Annotated in this window: 14 protein-coding genes; 7 read left to right on the top strand and 7 right to left on the bottom strand. The window is 62.1% G+C overall.

Annotated features, from left to right (window positions below):
- Positions 1-43: 43 nt before the first annotated feature.
- Positions 44-787: an alanyl-tRNA editing protein gene (locus tag NKJ78_RS16625; protein ID WP_352459014.1), complete on the bottom strand. Its 744-nt coding sequence runs from the start codon at positions 785-787 to the stop codon at positions 44-46.
- The gene (locus NKJ78_RS16620) at positions 787-1,821 is read right to left on the bottom strand and encodes a cysteine synthase A (RefSeq protein WP_023682581.1); all 1,035 of its coding nucleotides are present in this window, start codon (positions 1,819-1,821) and stop codon (positions 787-789) included. The genes NKJ78_RS16625 and NKJ78_RS16620 overlap by 1 nt, the downstream gene beginning before the upstream one ends.
- A gap of 214 nt (positions 1,822-2,035) precedes the next feature.
- Here NKJ78_RS16620 and NKJ78_RS16615 point away from each other — a divergent pair, with 214 nt between their 5' ends.
- Together NKJ78_RS16615 and NKJ78_RS16610 are read left to right on the top strand one after the other, a co-directional pair.
- Positions 2,036-2,857 carry an SDR family oxidoreductase gene (locus NKJ78_RS16615; RefSeq protein WP_023805244.1) on the top strand — a complete coding sequence of 274 codons (822 nt, stop codon included), beginning with the start codon at positions 2,036-2,038 and terminating at the stop codon, positions 2,855-2,857.
- A gap of 70 nt (positions 2,858-2,927) precedes the next feature.
- On the top strand, positions 2,928-3,908 hold the full coding sequence (locus tag NKJ78_RS16610) for an alpha/beta hydrolase (RefSeq protein WP_352459015.1): 981 nt from the start codon (positions 2,928-2,930) through the stop codon (positions 3,906-3,908).
- 93 nt (positions 3,909-4,001) lie between these two features.
- Here NKJ78_RS16610 and NKJ78_RS16605 read toward each other — a convergent pair whose 3' ends face one another.
- Positions 4,002-5,438 carry a DEAD/DEAH box helicase gene (locus NKJ78_RS16605; protein WP_023698795.1) on the bottom strand — a complete coding sequence of 479 codons (1,437 nt, stop codon included), beginning with the start codon at positions 5,436-5,438 and terminating at the stop codon, positions 4,002-4,004.
- A gap of 407 nt (positions 5,439-5,845) precedes the next feature.
- Here NKJ78_RS16605 and NKJ78_RS16600 point away from each other — a divergent pair, with 407 nt between their 5' ends.
- Both NKJ78_RS16600 and NKJ78_RS16595 read left to right on the top strand, forming a co-directional pair.
- Entirely contained in the window at positions 5,846-7,378 is a 1,533-nt protein-coding gene (locus NKJ78_RS16600) for an acyl-CoA carboxylase subunit beta (protein WP_023682585.1), read from the top strand.
- A 6-nt stretch (positions 7,379-7,384) separates the two neighbouring features.
- A complete protein-coding gene (locus tag NKJ78_RS16595) occupies positions 7,385-8,455 on the top strand; it encodes a M48 family metallopeptidase (protein ID WP_023682586.1) in 1,071 nt (356 codons plus the stop codon).
- Positions 8,456-8,480: 25 nt separating this feature from the next.
- Here NKJ78_RS16595 and NKJ78_RS16590 read toward each other — a convergent pair whose 3' ends face one another.
- Positions 8,481-10,481, bottom strand: a complete 2,001-nt coding sequence (locus NKJ78_RS16590) for a hypothetical protein (RefSeq protein WP_023714168.1) — start codon at positions 10,479-10,481, stop codon at positions 8,481-8,483.
- The gene (locus NKJ78_RS16585; RefSeq protein WP_023743040.1) at positions 10,478-12,031 is read right to left on the bottom strand and encodes a bifunctional ADP-dependent NAD(P)H-hydrate dehydratase/NAD(P)H-hydrate epimerase; all 1,554 of its coding nucleotides are present in this window, start codon (positions 12,029-12,031) and stop codon (positions 10,478-10,480) included. The genes NKJ78_RS16590 and NKJ78_RS16585 overlap by 4 nt, the downstream gene beginning before the upstream one ends.
- Before the next feature lie 384 nt (positions 12,032-12,415).
- On the opposite strand from NKJ78_RS16585, the gene NKJ78_RS16580 reads away from it, so the two are divergent.
- Positions 12,416-12,754 (top strand): P-II family nitrogen regulator, encoded by a 339-nt coding sequence (locus NKJ78_RS16580; protein ID WP_006205430.1) that lies wholly within the window; start codon positions 12,416-12,418, stop codon positions 12,752-12,754.
- Between the two features lie 58 nt (positions 12,755-12,812).
- Positions 12,813-14,222, top strand: a complete 1,410-nt coding sequence (gene glnA / locus NKJ78_RS16575) for a type I glutamate--ammonia ligase (RefSeq protein WP_023672775.1) — start codon at positions 12,813-12,815, stop codon at positions 14,220-14,222.
- A 137-nt stretch (positions 14,223-14,359) separates the two neighbouring features.
- Here the strand turns inward: glnA and NKJ78_RS16570 are convergent, their stop codons facing one another.
- Positions 14,360-15,400: a glutamine synthetase beta-grasp domain-containing protein gene (locus NKJ78_RS16570; RefSeq protein ID WP_023672774.1), complete on the bottom strand. Its 1,041-nt coding sequence runs from the start codon at positions 15,398-15,400 to the stop codon at positions 14,360-14,362.
- 316 nt (positions 15,401-15,716) lie between these two features.
- On the opposite strand from NKJ78_RS16570, the gene NKJ78_RS16565 reads away from it, so the two are divergent.
- Positions 15,717-15,914 carry a DUF2735 domain-containing protein gene (locus NKJ78_RS16565; RefSeq protein WP_352459017.1) on the top strand — a complete coding sequence of 66 codons (198 nt, stop codon included), beginning with the start codon at positions 15,717-15,719 and terminating at the stop codon, positions 15,912-15,914.
- Between the two features lie 94 nt (positions 15,915-16,008).
- On the opposite strand, the gene NKJ78_RS16560 is transcribed toward NKJ78_RS16565, so the two are convergent.
- Entirely contained in the window at positions 16,009-17,895 is a 1,887-nt protein-coding gene (locus NKJ78_RS16560) for an MFS transporter (protein ID WP_352459018.1), read from the bottom strand.
- Between the last annotated feature and the right edge of the window lie 146 nt (positions 17,896-18,041).

Genomic DNA, 18,041 nt, shown 5'->3' with positions numbered 1-18,041 from the left:
CTTCCCCGAAAACCGGCTTCCACTTTTCGGGATCATGGTTCGTTCAAGCCACCGGCAGCGGTCCGAAGCGAATGCGAAAACGCCGGTTTTCGCGGCCCTTCTTCTCGATCTTGCCGATATGGATTTCACCGACTTCGCCGGTGCTTTTGACATGGGTGCCGCCGCAGGGCTGGCTGTCGATCGAAGCGTTGTCGCCGATGCAGACCAGGCGGATCTTGCCGGTGCCGGCGGGCGGCCGGACATTCTTGGATTTCACCAGGCCAGGATTGGCTGCCAGTTCCTCGTCGGTGATCAGCCTGACGAAGATCGGATGATCGGCTCGCACCAGCTCCATCAGCCCGGCGGTGACGTCTTCCCTGGTGAAGCCGGCATCGGGAGCGTCGAAGTCGACGCGGCTGTCATCTTCGGAAACCGCAGCACCGGTAATCGGAAACGGACAGACTACGGTGAGCAAATGGCAAGCTGCGTGCATGCGCATCAGGAGATGCCGCCGCTCCCAGTCGATGGCGAGTTTCACCTGCTCGCCGACCTCGGGTGCCGGCTGCTCCGGCGCCGGCACATGGATAATCTCGTCCTTGGTCTCGCCGGTGATGGTGGCGGCAATGGCGATGCGGCTGCCGTCGGCGCGCTCTAATGTTCCGGTATCGCCAGGCTGGCCGCCCGATGTGGCATAGAAGATGGTCCGGTCGAGAATGATGCCGCCGCGCTCGTTGATGGCGACAACAGTGGCGTCAGCCGCTCTGAGATAGGCGTCGTCGCGAAACAGCGCTTCTGTTCTGTGCGCCATCAGGCGACCTTCTCATACGGCACCGAAATTGTGCTGCGCTCATCCATCCAGCCCGGCACCGGCAGGTTCTTATCCCGCAGGAATTCCGGGTTGAACAGCTTCGACTGGTAGCGCGTGCCATAGTCGGCAAGGATGGTCACGATGGTGTGGCCGGGGCCAAGCTCGCGCGCCAGCCGTATCGCGCCGGCAATGTTGATGCCGGTCGAACCGCCGACGCACAGGCCTTCTTCCTGGATCAGGTCGAAGACGATCGGCAGCGCTTCCTCGTCCGGCACCTGGAACGAGAAGTCCGGCGTGAACCCATCGAGATTTGCCGTGATGCGCCCCTGCCCTATCCCTTCGGTGATCGAGCTGCCGTCGGACTTCAATTCGCCACTGGTGTAGAAGGAATAGAGCGCCGCACCCAGCGGATCGGCGAGTGCGATCTTGACGTTGCTGCTCCTGGCCTTCAGCCCGAAGGCGACGCCGGCCAGCGTTCCGCCCGAACCCACCGCCGAGACGAAACCGTCGACCTTGCCGCCGGTCTGCGTCCAGATTTCTTCCGCCGTGGTGCGGATATGGCCGTCGCGATTGGCAACGTTGTCGAACTGGTTGGCCCAGATCGCGCCGTTCGGCTCCGACCTCGCCATCTGCTCGGCCAACCGCCCCGACAGTTTCACGTAATTGTTGGGGTTCTTGTAAGGCACCGCCGGCACTTCGATCAGCTCGGCGCCAAGCAGCTTGATCGTGTCCTTCTTTTCCTGGCTCTGGGTGTCGGGAATGACGATCACTGTGCGATAGCCCAGCGCCTTGGCGACCAGCGTCAGGCCGATGCCGGTATTGCCTGCCGTGCCCTCGACGATGACGCCGCCCGGCTTCAACAGCCCGCGCTGTTCGGCGTCGCGGATGATGAACAGGCCGGCGCGATCCTTGACCGACTGGCCGGGGTTCATGAACTCGGCCTTGCCCAGGATCTCGCAGCCGGTCTGCTCCGAGGCCTTGTTGAGGCGGATCAGGGGCGTGTTGCCGATCGCTTCGATCACAGAACGGGGCATCCGGGATTCCTTATGTAGCTGCGGCGAGACCCTAGAAACCCGAAGCGTGCGTTTCAAGGCAAGAATTCGCCTGGTCCAGTCGCATTTCGGGCACTGCAATCTCCCGCGGCCGGACATCGCGCGATGACGATCATTTCAACCAGTACGGAAAAGCGCTCTTTTCATTCGATTTTTTCACCGCTAGAGCACTAATGACAGATCGGCAGGGCGCAGAATGACACTTTACCGGGCCAACCCGAAGCACGGCGTCGCCTGGATAACCGGCGGCAGCAGCGGCATCGGCCGTGCGCTGGCAAAGGACCTCGCGGCAAAGGGCTTTGTCGTCGCGGTCACCGCACTCGACGGCGACCCACTCGACGCGCTCATCGTCGAGACGGCGCAGATGCCGGGACGTGTCGTCGCCTACCCTTGCGACGTCACCGATGAGCCGCGCATGGCAAGCACGGTGGCGGCGATTGAAAAGGAGCTCGGGCCGATCGTGCTCGCCGTCTTCAACGCCGGCAACTACATCGCCACGCCCGGCGAAGACCTCAGGGTCCGCGACTTTCGCCAGACCTTCGAGGTCAACTATTTCGGTATCATCAATGGCCTCGTCCCGCTCATGGAGCGCATGCGCATCCGTGCGCGCGGCCATATCGTGCTTGTCGGATCGGTTACCGCCTATTTCGGCTGGCCGACCACGGCGGCCTATGGCGGCTCGAAGGCGGCGATCAACATCCTGGCCGAGTCGCTGAAATACGATTTCGACAAGATGAATGTCCGGATCCAGGTGATGAATCCGGGCTTCATCGACACCCCGCTGACGGAAAAGAACATGCTGCCGATGCCGGGGCTGATGCCGGTCAACCGCGCCTCGCGCCGCCTGCTGCGCGGCATCGAGCATGGCGGCTTCGAGGTTACCTTCCCTCACCGGCTGAGCTGGGGGCTGAAGTTGCTGGCACTGCTGCCAAGGCCAGTCTGCCGGTGGTTCATCAGCACGGCGACCCGCTGGACAGGGCGGCCGCTGAATTTCGACCGCAAGCCGCCGAACGAATAGCTGTCCACAGCCCCGGCTGTTGCCTGACTGCACCGGCCGCCATAGCTTTAGAATTGTCATGGAGTCTGAGATGGGGCGGCGGATCGTGCTTGCGGTGCTGGGCGTCGTCATCATCCTTGTCCTGGCCTTCCTGCTTGGTCCGCGCGTTCCCGTCGACACAACAATCAGCTTCGACCCCAAGGTGATCGGCGACGATCCGCAAGCATATATCGCGCGTGAAGAGGCTGCCGTGCCCAACGTCCGCGACGGGCTCGAGAAAGAAATCATCTGGGCCGATCCGATGGTTCACGCCAGGACGCCATTGGCGATCGTCTATATCCATGGCTTTTCGGCATCGAAGGGCGAGGTTCGCCCGCTGGCCGACGAGGTCGCCGACCAACTCGACGCCAACCTTTTCTACACCCGCCTCACCGGTCATGGGCAGGACGGCGCCTCGATGGCGCAATGCAGCGTCAATGCCTGGATCAACGACTACGAGGAGGCGCTCGCCATCGGCCGGGCCATCGGCGACAAGGTGATCGTCATCGGCACCTCGACCGGTGGATCGCTGGCGGCATGGGCGGCGACTGAGCCTGGCGCATCGGACGGCGTCGCTGCAATCGCATTCATCTCGCCGAATTTCGGCATCAGGGCTTCAGGCGCCGAGCTGCTGACCATGCCCTGGGGCAGGCAGATCGCCGAGTTCGTCGGCGGCAAAGAGCGCAGCTTTACGACCCGCAACGCGCTGCACGAGAAACTCTGGACGCACACCTATCCAATGGCGGCCGTGCTACCGATGGCGGCGCTGACCAACCTTGCCTACGCAGCGCCTGTGGAGAAGGCAACCATACCGGCGCTGTTCATCTTCTCGGATTCCGACAAGGTGGTGCGCCAGGATCGCACCCGCGAAATCGCCGGCCGCTGGGGCGCACCGCATGAACTGGTGCCCGTCGACGACAATGGCGATCCCGACGACCACGTCATTGCCGGCGACGCGCTGTCGCCCTCGACCACGGCTTTCCTGGCGCAGCGGATCGTCGTGTGGGTGAAGGCAATTACCGGGCAGCCCTAAACGAAAAGGACGGCCGAAGCATTGCCCCGGCCGTCCTCATATTCAATCGTCAGCAATCAAGCCAGGCTCGACGAGCCTGACCGGTTCGTCTGATCAGGCAGCCCGCGCAGCGGGCCGCTTGCCGCCGAAGCGGCGCTTGTTGTTGCCCTTGAAGGCCTTGGCGCCTTCCGGCTTGCGCTCGCTTGCACCCGCAAAGGCCGGCTTGTCACCAAAACGCTTCTTGGCGAAGCCGTTGTTCTGGCCACCGGGCCGCCTGCCGTCGCGACGGCCATTGCGGTCGTTGCGATCATTGGCGGGCTCGAAGCGCTCGTTCTTTTCGGCCGGATTGCGCACCGGATCCGGGCTGCCGAGATGGTCGGCAACGATCGGCAGCTTGCTGCGGATGATGCGCTCGACCTGACGCAGCTTGCTGTTTTCGGAAGGATCGCAAAGCGTGATGGCGATGCCGTCCATGCCGTTACGGCCGGTACGTCCGATGCGGTGGACATAGCTTTCGGCCTCATCCGGCAGGTCGAAATTCACCACATGGCTGATGCCGGGAACGTCGATGCCGCGCGCCGCGATGTCGGTCGCGACGAGAATGCGCACCGAACCCTCGCGGAAATCGTTGAGCGCCTTCTGGCGGGCGTTCTGCGACTTGTTGCCGTGGATGACGGCGGCCTTGAAGCCGTCGCGCTCGAGGTCCTTGGTCACCCGGTCGGCGCCATGCTTGGTGCGCGAGAAGATGATGACGGACTTCATTGCCTCGTCGGCGAGCATCGTCGACAGCACCTGGCGCTTCTGCTTGGTGCGGGCAAAGACGACGCCCTGCACGATCTCGGCGGCCGCGGTGCTCTGCGGCGCGACTTCGACGCGGATCGGGTTCTTCAGCAGGCCCTTCGCCAGCTCGGCGATTTCGTTGGGCATGGTGGCCGAGAACAGCACCGTCTGACGGTCGGGCGCGGTCGCCTTGGCGATCCGCTTGACGTCGTTGATGAAGCCCATGTCGAGCATGCGGTCACCCTCGTCCAGCACCAGCCATTTGGTGTCGGAGAGAATGAGGTCGCCCTCGCGCACCAGGTCGGTCAGGCGGCCGGGCGTGGCGATCAGGATGTCGACGCCGGGCGCAACCTTCTTCACCTGGCTGAAGCGCGAGACGCCGCCAAGCACGAGAGCGGTCGAGACATGCGCGCCCTTGGCGAGGATCTTGATGGTGTCCTCGATCTGGACGGCGAGTTCGCGCGTCGGCGCCAGGATCAGCGCACGAGTGGTCTTGGCTCGGCGCTTGGTGCCGAGCGCGATGATCTTCGACAGGATCGGCAGCGCGAAGGCAGCGGTCTTGCCCGAGCCGGTCTGGGCGATGCCGAAGATATCACGGCCTTCCATCTGCGGCGGGATCGCCTGCGTCTGGATCGGCTTCGGCTCGGTGAAGCCGGCGCCATGCGTCGCCTTGAGCAGCGCGCCGGTAATTCCAAGAGCTGCGAAACCGGTGAGTTCCGTAGTGTTGCCGGCCGAGATTGCGTTACCGGCTGAGGTGTTTTCGTTGGTCAAAATAGTCTTCTTTCACGCGGTCTTGGCCGCAAACATCGATGGCGGCAGGGCGCAACCTGCCGTCGAAAAATTTGATATGAAACGACAAGGCGGGCGGACGGTAACGTCCACTCGGCTGCGCTGTCGTGCCCGCAGGCGTCATGCCACGGGGCTCTTTCGCCACTTCGTGATGTATCGGAAAGAGAGGCCGATATACCGGAAAGAGGGAAAACAGACGCAACCAGTCTCATTTGTCGAGAAGGCCGGAATCTCCGGCCCAAGCGCCTATGGGCTGCATATGGCTGAGTTCGCTCCGGAATGCAAGGGGCCACATGTTGCAGCGCAATAATCGAGGCCGAAAGCGGCGCTTGCACACGCCTGCAGGCATCATTACCACAAAGGCAGCTGCCATTTCTGGGGACCGAGCGATGAAGGACGTGCTGAAGGAACTTGAGCGCCGCCGCGAGATCGCCCGCATGGGCGGCGGCCAGGCCCGCATCGACGCCCAGCACAAGAAGGGCAAGCTGACGGCGCGCGAGCGCATCGATGTCTTTCTCGACGAAGGCTCGTTCGAGGAGTTCGACATGTATGTCGAGCATCGCTCGACCGACTTCGGCATGGAGAAAACCAAGATCGCCGGCGATGGTGTCGTCACCGGCTGGGGCACCGTCAACGGCCGTCCGGTCTATCTCTTCGCCAAGGATTTTACCGTCTTCGGCGGCTCGCTGTCGGAGGCTCACGCCGAAAAGGTCATCAAGGTGCAGGAGATGGCGCTGCGCAACCGCGCGCCGATCATCGGCATCTACGACGCCGGCGGCGCCCGCATCCAGGAAGGCGTGGCGGCGCTAGGCGGCTATGCCGAGATCTTTCAGCGCAACGTGCTCGCATCCGGCGTCATTCCTCAGATTTCCGTGATCATGGGCCCGTGCGCCGGCGGCGACGTCTATTCGCCTGCGATGACCGACTTCATCTTCATGGTGCGCGACACCTCTTACATGTTCGTCACCGGGCCGGATGTGGTCAAAACGGTCACCAACGAGACGGTGACGGCCGAGAGCCTTGGCGGCGCGTCCGTCCACACGACCAAATCGTCGATTGCCGACGGCGCCTACGACAATGACGTCGAGGCGCTGTTGCAGATGCGCCGGCTGGTAGACCTTTTGCCCGCGTCAAATACGTCGGAGCTTCCTGAGATCGAGTGCTACCAGTCGGTCACCGACCATGATCTGTCGCTCGACCGGCTGATCCCAGACAACGCCAACAAGCCTTACGACATCAAGGAGCTGATCCTCAAAGTTGCCGATGAAGGCGATTTCTTCGAGATCCAGCAGAACTTTGCCAAGAACATCGTCACCGGTTTCGGCCGCGTCGAAGGCCGCACCGTCGGCTTCGTCGCCAACCAGCCGATGGTGCTGGCCGGCGTGCTCGATTCCGACGCAAGCCGCAAGGCGGCGCGCTTCGTGCGCTTCTGCGACTGTTTTTCCATTCCCATCGTCACCTTCGTCGACGTCCCCGGCTTCCTGCCCGGCACCGCGCAGGAATATGGCGGCCTGATCAAGCATGGCGCGAAACTCCTGTTTGCCTACGCCGAGGCGACCGTGCCGAAAATCACGGTCATCACCCGCAAAGCCTATGGCGGCGCCTATGACGTGATGGCCTCAAAGCACCTGCGCGGCGATATGAACTATGCCTGGCCGACGGCGCAGATCGCGGTGATGGGGGCGAGAGGCGCGGTCGAGATCATCTACCGCAAGGATATTGGCGACGCCGAAAAGATCGCAGCTCACACAAAGGCTTACGAGGACCGTTTCCTGTCGCCCTTCGTCGCCGCCGAACGCGGCTATGTCGACGAGGTGATCATGCCGCATTCGACCCGCCGCCGCATTGCCCGGGCACTGCGCATGCTGCGCAACAAGGACATGCAGAACCCTTGGAAGAAGCACGACAACATCCCGTTGTAACATCCAATGTCGCGACTGATCATCAGCGCCGGTCGGCGGTTTGGCAGGTTCACGGTCCTGTTTTTCGTTGTTCCCGCTCTCATCGTCTTCTGCGTCTGGATGTCCCTGCTCGACAACCAACCAATCTGGTTTATCGCCAGCGGCTTCGTCGTCATGCCGATCGCCACCACGGCCTTGGCATTTCTGTTCGGCACATTGTTTGCGGGCTTCCGACGCAGCAAGATCAAAGGCGTCAGTGAAGCAGAAGCGCCCGGCCTGTGGGCGCTGTGGCGGAGCGTCGCCGGACCGCGCCGTGCTGCGCGCACGGTTGTCATACTAGAGGGCAACCTGAACGCCAGCGTGCGCGAAGAGCGCACGCTTCTCGGCCTTCTCGGCAATCGGCTGTTTCTAACCATTGGCATCCCTCTCCTCGCAGTGACCGATGAAAGAGCGCTTGCCGCGATCCTTGCCCATGAGGACGCGCATGTGCGCAACAAGGATACCAATGGCAGCCTCAATCTCGCTGAGTTCGAAAACGGTTTCGGATTTGTCTTCGAGTATGCCCCGCCCGGAACCACGATCACAGGCAGCCTGCTCCACGCCGCTATCGGCTGGCTGGCGCAATCGTTCGAGCGGGAAGAAATCCGGCTTTCGCGCGAAGCGGAGATCAAGGCAGATCGACACGCGGCATCCTCCGGCGACGCCGAGCACGCCGCACGCGCGCTGTTGCTTCTTGCCACGGCAGACGTGCATTTCACGGAGACGGTCTATGACCCTTTGCAGCATGAATTGCGAGGTGCTTTGCGTCCGCCGCGAGCGCCGCTCGAGCGCGTGCTGGAAGCTGCCGGCCAGCTGCGAGAACCCATTTGCCTCAATGTTTGCGCCCGCAAGGCGTGGGCAAGCCCGGATGACGCAAAGTCTACCCATCCATCATGGGCTCAACGGCTGGCGGCGCTTGGCTACACGGAGCCGCCCGACCTGGACCCGATCGCCGTGACCGCGCTCTCGACGCTGCTGAACTCGAGCGTAGCACAGCGGCATATTGCGGAATTCGACACCAAATGGACTGCGCGGATGGAAGACTATCTCCAGCGCTGAACTGGTGGTCGCCCAACTCGCAGGCTCACTCCTCTTCCGCCGCGCCGAACCCCGCATCCCTGGGGGCGCTGGTCGCGGTCGCCCAAGGCGTTGCGTGGTTGTCGATGCGCATCTGGAAGATGAAATAGGTCGGCGAGCAGTAGCCGATGCCTTTTACCTTGTCGGCGCCCGGCGTGTCCGGCGGCAGCGACTGGCACATATAATCCTCGCGGCAGAAATGATCGGCCGAACATGCGGGACGGTTGCCGCGGTTGACCGCGCCGCCGAGGCACTGGTCGAAATTGTTGGTGGCGACGCAGGTGTCGAATTTCTTGCCGCCGACCATGCCGCAAATTTCCGATGGCATCGGCTTGCCCGTCTTGAAGGCGGCGAAGCTGCGGTCCTTGTCGTCGCAGGCGCGATAAGCGATGCCTGCCGGTACGCCGATTTTCGGTGGCCGGCAGGTGTAGGCGGTCCGCGAAAGGGTCGGCGCAAAAGCGGCGAACTGGCCGGTGATCTTGTAGCGGTCGTTGAACGGCTGAGACGGGTTGCTGGAGATCGACCCGGTCAGGCAGGGATGGCCCGAAAACATCTTTGGACTGTCCTTGGGCAACAGACATTGCGCCAGCGTGGTGCGCACGCCTGAGGCCGTCGCCAGCGGCGTGCAGACGGTGCCGCCACCGCATTGCCAAGTCGCGCCGAAGCGTTTTGCATCATCCGGCATCAGGCACGGCATCGCGATCTCGGCCGGGGCGTAGCCGACATCGCCGGCATCGGTCCATGTCGCCGGCGGCGCGAAGGACAGCGGCCGGTAGCGGTTCGGCTCCTTGCCTTCTTCCGTCGCGCGCAGCCAGGCCTCACGTCGCGGAATCTCGGCATGGAGATGCGGCGAGATGCCGACCTCGATCCGGTTGAGAGGCGACGTCGTTTTGTCGTCGAGGCCGATGAAGTGAAAGCCGGCCGTCGAGCCTGCCTGGTGGCAGCCCTGGCAGGCGCCATTGTCCAGCCGCTCGACCAGCGCCTCCGGTGTCCGCACCAGTTTCAGCGCCGCATAGTCCAGGCCGGCGAAATCCGCTGGCTGGAACAGCGGCGTGAACGGATGGTTGGCCCGTCTCGCGCTGCCGAAGGTCGACCACGAGATGATTTTCTTCGCCAGGAATTCGTCGGGGATTTCGTAGACGCCGAGATCGACGGCCGCGACATTGGCGCTGACGTAGTCGGCGAGCCTTTTCTTGAGTGCAGCATTGTCCGAGAGCCGCGCAACGTCAGGCGTATTCTCCAGCGGCTTCTCGCTGATGGCAGCGCCATCGATGCCGAAGATCCGCATCAGATAGGCCGCCTGCCCGCCGAACTCGGTCTCCTGGCCCGAGGGAAAGCGCACCACTTGCGCGTTGAGTTCGAGCTGTTTGAAAGTCAGTTCCTCCGGTGCCAGCGGCCCGCCGACCAGCCAGCCGGCATCGACGTTTTCGTCGATCTGCGGTGTCCAGCGCCCGGCAACGCCGACGCAGCCGCCATCGGCATCCGGCGCCACGCTGTAGACGGCGTTGAAATTGAATGGCAGCCGCGATGCCAGAACCTTGCCGTTCTTGCGGAAACTGTAGGCCAGGCGATAGACAAAGCGCACCTCGCCACAGCTCTTGTCACCTTGCAGCGCGGTGAAGTCACGCCGGTCCAGCCGGTTGACGACGCCGACCAGGCGGAAGCGCGCGGCCTCGGTCTTCAGCCAGCGCATATCCATGATGCGGCCGACATTGCCGTCGGTCACCTCGTAGAGCGTGCGCCCGCCGGCCTTTATCTCGGCCCGCAGCGTGGCAATATCGGTCGCCACCATGTCGACAACAGCACGATAGGCCGGCACCTCACTGTAGAGCGTCTTCAGATCGTCCGCGCCGTCGACGGCGAAAATGCCGGCGAAGCCAAACCCCTTGGCATCGAGGGCGGCGAGCACCGCCGGATCGTCGACGATGGTCACCGGCTGCTCAGCGCGCACGCCATGCGAGGCGAACAGCGCGATGATGGCTGCAATGGCGAGCGCGAAACGCTTCATCCGATCGGCACCTTCTGCCGTGCCTCGACAAGTTCACGCAGCACCGGCACCAGCGCCAGCGGCAGATCCTCGGCGATCAGACCCGGTCCGAAGCGGCTGCCGGCCTCGGCATGGATCCAGACCGCTGCGCAGGCGGCCTCGAATGCCTGCATGCCCTGCGCCAGCAGCGCGGCGACAATGCCCGCCAGCACGTCGCCGGAACCGGCGGTGGCGAGCCATGGTGCACCATTGGCGTTGATCACCGCGCGGCCGTCCGGCGCCGCGATGACGGTGTCGGCGCCCTTGTAGACCATGATGGCGTTGGCTCGTTCAGCGGCTGCGCGCGCCTTGGCGAGTTTCGACTGCTTCTTGTCCTTCGCGATGTCGGGAAAAAGTCTGGCGAATTCGCCTTCATGCGGCGTCAGCACCAATACCGGCGCCAACGGGAGCAGCGCGGCGTCGAACAGGGCCTGAGGCTGATGCGCCAATGACGTGATGGCGTCAGCATCCAAGACAATGGCAGGGCGCTGAATTCCGAATGAACTCGTCGACGTGCGGTTTAGGTCAGCGACCGTCGCGATCAATTGCAACGCGAAATCCCCCACTTTGGGTTTCGGCCCGAGCCCTGGTCCGAACACAAGTACTTCGGGGTGCCTCGCCGACAAAAATTCCTGCACTTCCTCCATCGAACCGGCCTCGCGCAGCATGATCGATGTCAGATGCGCGGCGTTTACCTGCATGGCATTTTCAGGCGAGAGCACGGTCACCGCCCCTGCCCCGGCTCTGGCTGCAGCCATCGCCGACAGCCGCGCCGCACCTGTCGCGCTCGGCCCGCCGGAAAAGACGCTGACGTGGCCGCGCTTATACTTATGTGTATCGACCGCCGTTTTCGGAAAACAGTATAGCCAGAAGTCAGGCGTGTTCTCGAACGTCTTGATCTTGAACTCATCGACGATCGCATCCGGAATGCCGATATCGGCGACGATGATCTCGCCGCAGAGGCTGCGCCCCGGCATCAGCAGATGGCCGGGCTTTTTCCGCACGAACGTCACCGTCACGTCGGCCTTGAAATAAGCGTTGCTCAAGCCGGTCTCGCCCGACACACCAGAAGGCAGATCGATTGACACCACAGGCACGCGCTCCGCCGCGGCCAATCCTGAGACGGCAGAGGCATGCAGGGATATCTTCTTCGACAATCCCGCACCATAGAGCGCGTCCACGACGACTTCACCCGGTTCCGGGTAGCAGTGTCCGATGTGCTCGACCGGCAGATTGCAGGCCTCGGAAGCTCGCGCCGCATCACTCCCGGGCTTCTGCTTGCCTTCGGCCCAGAGCGTCACATTCACACCAGCCTCGGCCAGCAACCGCGCTACAACATAGCCGTCGCCACCATTATTGCCGGGGCCGCACAGCACGTGCACGCGGCTTGCTGCGGGATAGCGTGCCAGGACCACAGCAGCGACCGCTTCGCCGGCGCGCTGCATCAGGCCATAGCCGTCGAGCGGACCGGCCGCGATCGCCAGCCGGTCGACCTCGCCCATCTCGGCCGGCGACAGGACTTCATTGCTCATGGATTGCCGATCCCGCATTTCGTTCAAGGCCGACCCTTTGTCCCTATCGAGCATTGTCCAGTTTCGGATTCGAAGCAAACGGCCAGGTGCTGCGTTGGCGTGCGGCCAATCCTTTCGCAGACTGGTGCCACGGATCCGCGCGGGCCTGCAAAATGCGCAATCTGCCTAATTATCGTGCAGACGCCCGAAGCGGCAATGTGTAGGCTTCGGGCAGCTTTGCCGCAGCCGAAGCAGAGGATGACGCGAATGTGCATCCCGGCGCGGCGCGGCATTGGAATTGCGCGAAACCGCTTCGCGTGGGCTGAAATTGGCACAGTTCGTGCTTGATGGAGGCGCAAGCGGGGCGCACAACCCGTTTTTTTGGCAGTGGAGGCCACTTTTTACATGAAAAAGATCGAAGCGATCATCAAGCCGTTCAAGCTAGACGAAGTGAAGGAAGCGCTTCAGGAGGCCGGTCTGCAAGGCATTACCGTGACCGAGGCCAAGGGCTTTGGCCGCCAGAAAGGCCATACCGAACTCTATCGCGGCGCCGAATATGTCGTCGACTTCCTGCCCAAGGTGAAGATCGAAGTCGTGCTGGGCGACGACGCCGTCGAAGGCGCCATCGAAGCCATCCGCAAGGCGGCGCAGACCGGCCGCATCGGCGACGGCAAGATCTTCGTCTCCAACATCGAGGAGGTCGTTCGCATCCGCACCGGCGAAACGGGGATGGACGCCGTCTGAGCTTTCTGATTTCAGATTAACGTCTCCTCGAAACGTCATCACACAGGGAAGAAACGACATGACGACAGCCAAAGACATCATGAAGCAGATCAAGGACAACGACGTGAAATTCGTCGACCTGCGCTTCACCGATCCGAAGGGCAAGCTGCAGCACGTGACGATGGATGTCATCGAGGTCGAGGAAGACATGTTCGCCGACGGCGTCATGTTCGACGGCTCCTCGATCGCCGGCTGGAAGGCGATCAACGAGTCCGACATGGTGCTGATGCCCGATGCGGACACCGTCCACATGGATCCGTTCTTCGCCCAGTCGACCATGGTCATCCTGTGCGACATTCTCGATCCGGTCTCCGGCGAATCCTACAACCGCGATCCGCGCGGCACTGCCAAGAAGGCCGAGGCCTACATGAAGGCCGAAGGCATCGGCGACACCATCTATGTCGGCCCCGAAGCCGAGTTCTTCGTCTTCGACGACGTCAAGTACAAGGCCGATCCCTACAACACCGGGTTCAAGCTGGACTCGACCGAACTTCCGTCCAATGACGACACCGACTACGAGACCGGCAATCTCGGCCACCGCCCGCGCGTCAAGGGCGGCTACTTCCCTGTGCCGCCGATCGACAGCGCGCAGGACATGCGCTCCGAAATGCTGACCGTGCTCGCCGAAATGGGCGTGCGCGTCGAAAAACACCATCACGAGGTTGCCGCTGCCCAGCACGAGCTCGGCATCAAGTTCGACACGCTGGTCCGCAACGCCGACAAGATGCTGATCTACAAATATGTCGTGCACCAGGTCGCCAACGCCTATGGCAAGACGGCCACCTTCATGCCGAAGCCGATTTTCGGCGACAACGGCTCGGGCATGCACGTCCACCAGTCGATCTGGAAGAACGGCAAGCCGACCTTCGCCGGCAATGAATATGCCGGCCTGTCGGAGTCGTGCCTGTTCTACATCGGCGGCATTATCAAGCACGCCAAGGCCATCAACGCCTTCACCAACCCGCTGACCAACTCCTACAAGCGCCTTGTGCCTGGCTATGAAGCCCCGGTGCTGCTCGCCTACTCCGCGCGCAACCGTTCCGCCTCCTGCCGCATTCCGTTCGGCTCGTCGCCGAAAGCCAAGCGCGTCGAGGTCCGCTTCCCCGATCCAGGCGCGAACCCCTACCTCGCTTTCGCCGCCATGCTGATGGCCGGCCTCGACGGCATCAAGAACAAGATCCACCCGGGACAGCCGATGGACAAGGATCTTTACGATCTGCCGCCGAAGGAACTGAAGAAGATTCCGACCGTCTGCGGTTCGCTGCGCGAAGCGCTGCAAAGCTTGGACAAGGACCGCGGCTTCCTGAAGGCCGGCGGCGTCTTCGACGACGACCAGATCGACTCTTACATCGAGCTCAAGATGGCCGAAGTGATGCGCTTCGAAATGACCCCGCATCCGGTCGAATACGACATGTACTATTCGGTCTGAACGATAAGCCTCAGCGACAAGGAAAAACCCCGGCGTCAGTTCAGACGCCGGGGTTTTTGTTTGACCAATAGCAGACCGTAGACGTGGTAGCAGCAGGCTACGGCGCAGGCTTACGAAGCCTGCGCCGCTATAGATGCTTAGGCGGCCGCCGAAACCTGGGCGCTGGTCGAAACCTCCGCGATGGTCTTCAGGATCTGCGAAGCGATCTGGTAGGGGTCGCCCTGCGAGTTCGGGCGGCGGTCTTCCAGGTAACCCTTGTAGTCATTGTTGACGAAGGAATGCGGCACGCGGATCGAAGCGCCGCGGTCGGCGATGCCGTAGCTGAAGCGGTTCCACGGAGCGGTCTCATGCTTGCCTGTCAGGCGCTTGTCGTTGTCCGGGCCGTAGACGGCGATGTGGTCCATCAGGTTCTTGTCGAATTGAGCCATCAGCGCTTCGAAATAGGCCTTGCCGCCGACTTCGCGCATATAGGCGGTCGAGAAGTTGGCGTGCATGCCCGAGCCGTTCCAGTCGGTGTCGCCGAGCGGCTTGCAGTGATACTCGATGTCGATCTCGTATTTTTCGGTCAGGCGCTGCAAGAGATAGCGGGCCATCCACATCTGGTCGGCGGCCTTCTTGGAGCCTTTGCCGAAAATCTGGAATTCCCACTGGCCCTTGGCCACTTCGGCGTTGATGCCTTCATGGTTGATGCCTGCTGCGAGGCAGAGGTCGAGATGCTCCTCGACGATCTGGCGCGCGATCGGGCCGACATTCGAATAGCCGACGCCGGTGTAGTACGGGCCCTGCGGCGCCGGATAGCCGCTCTCGGGGAAGCCGAGCGGACGGCCGTCCTTGTAGAAGAAATACTCCTGCTCGAAGCCGAACCAGGCGCCCTCGTCGTCGAGGATGGTGGCGCGCTTGTTGGACACATGCGGCGTCACGCCATCTGGCATCATCACTTCGCACATCACCAGCACGCCATTGGTGCGGGCCGGATCGGGGAACACGGCAACCGGCTTCAGCACGCAATCGGAGCTATGGCCTTCGGCCTGCTGCGTCGAGGAACCGTCAAAGCCCCACAGCGGCAGCTGCTCGAGCGTCGGGAACTCGGCGAACTCCTTGACCTGGGTCTTGCCGCGAAGATTGGGGACCGGCGTGTAACCATCGAGCCAGATATACTCGAGCTTGTATTTCGTCATTCTAGAGCCTCTCGTTGCTTGATCACCGAACCTGGATGACGCCGGCGCGCCGAGCCATCCAGCAGCCCAGCTGCCAAGCCAATAAATGCAAATCGTGTGCCACTTCAGTTGGTCAGGGTGCGGCAAAAATGCCCTTTCATGCCGGTGACGAAGGCAAGCCGCCTAAGCAATGCGCCCGGATCGATCAAAGGCAGAATTTGCTTAAATAACAGGCAAATGCCGATCTTTCTTTAGGCATCTTGCCTAAATGGATTGCAGGACTTACCTTGATGGAAAGATGAATCGAAGAGCCTCTCCAGAAGAAAGGAGACCGACCATGGAAATCACCTCAGCCCGTCCGTCGGCCAAAATCCTGATGTTCCCGGCGGCATCGCGTGTAACTGCCTCAAATTTAGGCGTAAAGGCCAAGTTTGCGGCAGAGCTTGCTTCGCTGCGCGATCAGCCGCTTGACCATGGCGAGGCTTGGTATCATGAGGCCGCCATTGCGGACGCCGAACAGCCTCGCAAGAGCTAGGCATCTTCCGCGCTGATAGATCGAACAGGCCCACAAATGAAAAACCCGGCGCGATCGCTCGCGCCGGGTTTTTTGTATGAGGCAGAGCTGTCGGCTACTGCTTGGTATGCAGGTCGGTGCCGAGCGTATCCCTGACGAAGATCATGCCGATGATCAGCGACATTGCCGCGATCACCACCGGATACCAGAGCCCGTAGTAGATATCGCCCTTGTAGGCACTGAGCGCGAACACGATCGCCGGGAGGAAGCCGCCGAACCAGCCATTGCCGATGTGGTAGGGCAGCGACATGCCGGTGTAGCGGATGCGGGTCGGGAACATCTCAACCAGGATCGCCGCGATCGGCCCGTAGACCATGGTCACGTAGAGGACCAGGATGAACAGGATGCCGATGACCTTGGCCCAGTTGACCTGTGCCGGGTCGGCAAACATCGCAAACGCACCCGCTGCCGGAATGCTGTAGACGGTCACCTCGGTGGCGCCGGCTGCCTCATCCTTGGTCAGCACCTTGTCCTTGATCGCCTGCTCGGTCGGGACTGCGGTCTTTTCGCCTGCGCGGATGGCTGCCGCGTCGAGCTTCAGTTCGGGGTTGGCCGCGACAAAGGCGTCGAGCTTCTGGTCGGCAACCTTGGCGGCAGCGCGCTTCAGCGGATAACCACCATCCTGCAAGGCAATATTGATTGCCTTGCCGAAGGCTGCCTCTTTGGCCTTCAATTGATCGCCAGCCGCAACCGCGTCATAGGATTCAGCTGTCTCGTTGCCGATCTTGACTGTAGCAGGCGTTCCAGCCGCTGCCGTCGTCACGACGTCATAAGGCACCGAGTTCTTGCTGAGAAAGGCGGTCGCGATATCGCATGACGTCGTGTATTTGAAAGTGCCCGTGGGGTTGAACTGGAATTTGCAGTCGCGAGGCGCGGCGGTCACAGTCGCACGCGTTGTCTGTTGTGCCGTTGCCAGAGCTGGATTAGCCGCCCAGGTCAGCGCCTTAAACAACGGGAAAGTGGTGACGATCGCCAGCGCAAGACCGGCCATGATAATCGGCTTGCGGCCGATCTTGTCGGAAAGCCAACCGAACACGACGAAGAAGATCGCGCCTACCGCCAGTGCGATGGCGACCATGATGTTGACCGACTGCGCGTCCACCTTGAGCACATTGGTGAGGAAGAACAGTGCGTAGAACTGGCCGTTGTACCAGACCACGGCCTGGCCGGCGGTGAGGCCGAAAAGCGCCAGCAGCGCAATTTTTGCATTCTTCCATTGGCCGAAGGCTTCCGACAAAGGCGCCTTGGAGCCCTTGCCCTCTTCCTTCATACGGACGAAGGCCGGCGATTCCGAAAGCGTCAGGCGAATCCAGACCGATATTGCGAGCAGGATGGCCGAGAGTAGGAATGGAATGCGCCAGCCCCAGGCCGCGAAATCCTCCTTGCTCAACGAATTCTGCACGGCCAGGATGATGATCAGCGACAGGAACAGGCCAAGCGTCGCTGTCGTCTGAATCCACGACGTATAGAAGCCACGGCGATCGTCGGGTGCATGTTCGGCGACATAGGTCGCGGCACCGCCATACTCACCGCCGAGCGCCAGGCCCTGCAGCATGCGCAGCCCAACCAGGATGATGGGCGCCGCGATGCCCCAGCTCGCCGAACCGGGAAGCAGGCCGACCAGGAAGGTCGACAGGCCCATGATCGTGATGGTGACGAGGAATGTGTATTTGCGGCCGACGAGATCGCCGATACGGCCGAACACCAGCGCGCCGAACGGCCGCACGAGGAAGCCGGCAGCGAAAACCAGCAGCGTGAAGATGTTGCGCGTCCCCTCCGGATAAGAGGCGAAGAATGTGGTGCCGATTGCGGCCGCCAATGCGCCGTAGAGATAGAAATCATACCATTCGAAAACCGTGCCGAGCGAGGAAGCGAAGATGACTTTCTTCTCCTCCCGCGTCATGCCGCGGCTGCTTCCGCCGGCGGTCGATGCCAATGCCATTGAACTGTCCTCCCGTGAATCGTCTGCCTTCGACGCTGGGCGTCATCGTCGGCGTTCCCTCCGAACGCGACTCGAACCCGACATCGGCGTAAAAAATGACAGAAAGCGACCGCCGGAGGCAGACAGACCTTGGATTTATGACTTTG

The organism is Mesorhizobium sp. M0037 (genome assembly GCF_040323635.1).
Classification (GTDB): Bacteria; Pseudomonadota; Alphaproteobacteria; order Rhizobiales; family Rhizobiaceae; genus Mesorhizobium.
This window is presented reverse-complemented; position numbering and strand designations above follow the sequence as displayed.